The organism is Bradyrhizobium sp. th-b2 (assembly GCF_000426785.1).
Lineage (GTDB): Bacteria > Pseudomonadota > Alphaproteobacteria > Rhizobiales > Xanthobacteraceae > Bradyrhizobium > Bradyrhizobium septentrionale.
Window position 1 is genome coordinate 1 of sequence record NZ_AUGA01000200.1, and the last position, 2,683, is coordinate 2,683.

A 2,683-nucleotide genomic window follows, 5' to 3' on the forward strand; every position below is an offset into this window, starting at 1 on the left:
CCATACGGTTCTCACCGACAATGGGATCCAGTTCACCTTCTTGCCGCGCTACGCGGACGGCCCGACGGCAAGATACGTGACACATATGTTCGATACCCTCTAACGGCTACAGGGCAATTAACGCTGTATCAAAGCTGGTGCTCGTGCGGTCGTTTCTTTGCCGGATGTGACAAAAACGACACGGAGCGATTACTTTGCGTGGTGTTGGATATGGACGGGCGAGACCGACCTCGTACAACCGAAATTCCGGGCGTCGCCTGAGACCGCCGTTCAAAAGCAAGCTGCTTGCAAAAAGAACCGTCAGGACGGCGCATACCGGTGCCGCGCTGCAACGTGCTTTCAATTTCAGGACCCCTTGTCCATTTCCAGTCGCATCAAATCAGACTTGTAAGTCGTGACAATTGAGAACGATTTTGAAAGCGCGCAACCGGGCAGTTTTGAAGCTTACCTCGACGGCCCTGATTTTCCGGAAGTACCGCCAGAGGAAGAAAGCTAGGGCGTGCGTAGTTTTTGGCGTCCTGCAGCGTGACAAGCTGGCGGCCCCCGGGACGATGGTATCGGATCGTCGAACCGTCGTTTCCAACCGCGATCAACCGTCACGCTACGGCCTGATTTGTAATGATGATGTAGGGAGGCCCGGATTTGACGCATGATAAAACGAATTTTGATTGGGGCGCTGGTCTTTGCCGCACCGGCCTGCCTGGTCTCAGCGCAAGATGCCAAAGTTTCGGTCGATATGATCGGAATAGGGCGTATGAGTTGCGTCCACTGGCGGTCTACGCAAGCGCGTCGATTAGAGGGGACCACCTGGATCTACGGTTTCTGGACGGGACTCAATTACGTTGCTGCAGCAAGCGATCAAACACAGGCGAAGATTGACGAGGCGGCGATAGCGGCCCAAGTCGAAAAGACATGCGCTCAACAAACGTCGCAGCCTTTAGCCAGCGCTGCATGGACCACTTATCTTGAGTCTAAGAGGTAGCTGTGCGGCGGCAGCGCAGGGGTGTCGGCTACGTCAAATAATCGGTAGTTAGCCGTCCACTTATCGTTGAACAGAGGCGTGGTTACGCGAGCAGCGCGCCAAGCACTCCAGGAACAACGATACGACCAAGGCGATCAATTACTGCCTTAGCCGCTGGAATGCATTCACCCGCTTCCCTCACGACGGGCGCGCGAGTTGGAAGACAAGGTTCGAAAAGATTAACTGGCATGATTAGCCTGGCGGGCGGCCACGGCGCGGCAACCGAGGGCCGGCTATTTTGTCGGCCGCCGCACGAAGAGCGCCGGCAAGTTTCCTTCCGTGCGAGCTTGTCCTGGCGGCAGGGATCGCGCCTTGGCAAGGGCCTCAATGGCTTGGGCATCGAGCCCAGATGGCGAGTGCCACTCGACCGTATCTTTCATCGCTCAACCGGCCTTGCGGCGAGGCTTGGATTTCGCCTTCTTGGCCTTCACTGGTTTCGCCGCCGGCGCCGACTTATTGGATGATCCGTCGATGCTCTGCTTGTGCATCCATGAGGTTGAACACATTGCTCGGGGCGGCCTTGCGAGCCGTCGCTATCGGCTGCCCCTTTTGCTTCTTGTCGAGCAACTCCTGCAAGGCATGCTCGTAATGATCTTCGAATTTGTCGGGCTCGAAGTGCCCGGACTTCTGCTCGACGATATGCTTGGCGAGATCCAGCATGTCCTTGGTGATCTTCACGTCCTGGATGTCGTCGAAATACTCGGATGAATCCCGCACCTCGTAGGGGTAGCGCAGCAGCATGCCCATCAGCCCTTTGTCGCGGGCCTCTAACGCGATGACGTGTTCGCGGTTGGTCAGCACCACGCGGGCGAGGGCGACCTTGTCGAGCGAGCGGATGGGTTCGCGGATGACGGCGTAGGCATCGTGGCCGACCTTGCCGTCCGGGACAATGTAATAGGGCCGAACGAGGTACAGATCGTCGATCTCGCTTTTTGGCACGAACTCGTCGATCTCGATGGTTCGGGTGGATTCCAGCGCGATGTTCTCAAGCTCGTCCTTCGTCACCTCAAGATATTGGTCAGTGTCGACCTTGTAGCCCTTGATGATGTCGTCTGATGCGACCTCTTCGCCGCTGTCGGCGTCAACCTTGAGATACTTGATCCGGTGACCGGTCTTCTTGTTGATCTGGTTGAAGCTGATCTTGTCGGATTCAGACGTCGCCGGAAACAGTGCGACCGGGCACGTCACAAGCGACAGCCGCAAAAAGCCCTTCCAATTGGCGCGCGGGGCCATACTCAAAAACTCCACCTATACTCAATGAGTCCAATATAGGCGGAGGGCAGGGAAGTGGAGTCGCAAGCGCGACATTAGGCGCATCAGCCGATAGGAACTGCTCGCACGGCCAGGACTTGCCCGGGAACCAACCCACAGGAGCGACCGTGCCGGGCGAGGCTTTTTATCTGATGGTGTTATGGCTCATAGGTGCTTTTCTGCTGGGCGCCGCGCTCACCTACACCTATGGCGTCATACAAGCAGGCCGGCTGCGGCGGAGCGAGCAATCACGCCTTGACCAAGATACAGCGCGGATTCGGCGGGCGAAGGACCCGCACAAACGTCCATTTTAGGATCTAGCCCGTCCTATTCGTGAGAGTGCGGCTTTTGGGCCCGATTGATGCGGCCGTACATCTGCTCTGACGAGGCGCACAGGATTGCCTTCGGCTT

Annotated in this window: 2 pseudogenes; one reads left to right on the forward strand and one right to left on the reverse strand. The window is 57.3% G+C overall.

Features of this window, described 5'->3' with window-relative positions:
• Nucleotides 1–1,055 precede the first annotated feature (1,055 nt).
• Nucleotides 1,056–1,172, forward strand: a pseudogene (locus K359_RS62850) (transposase); the annotation flags it as partial.
• 232 nt (nt 1,173–1,404) lie between these two features.
• Here the strand turns inward: K359_RS62850 and K359_RS56525 are convergent.
• Nucleotides 1,405–2,254 (reverse strand): annotated as a pseudogene (locus K359_RS56525) (Ku protein).
• Nucleotides 2,255–2,683: the final 429 nt, after the last annotated feature.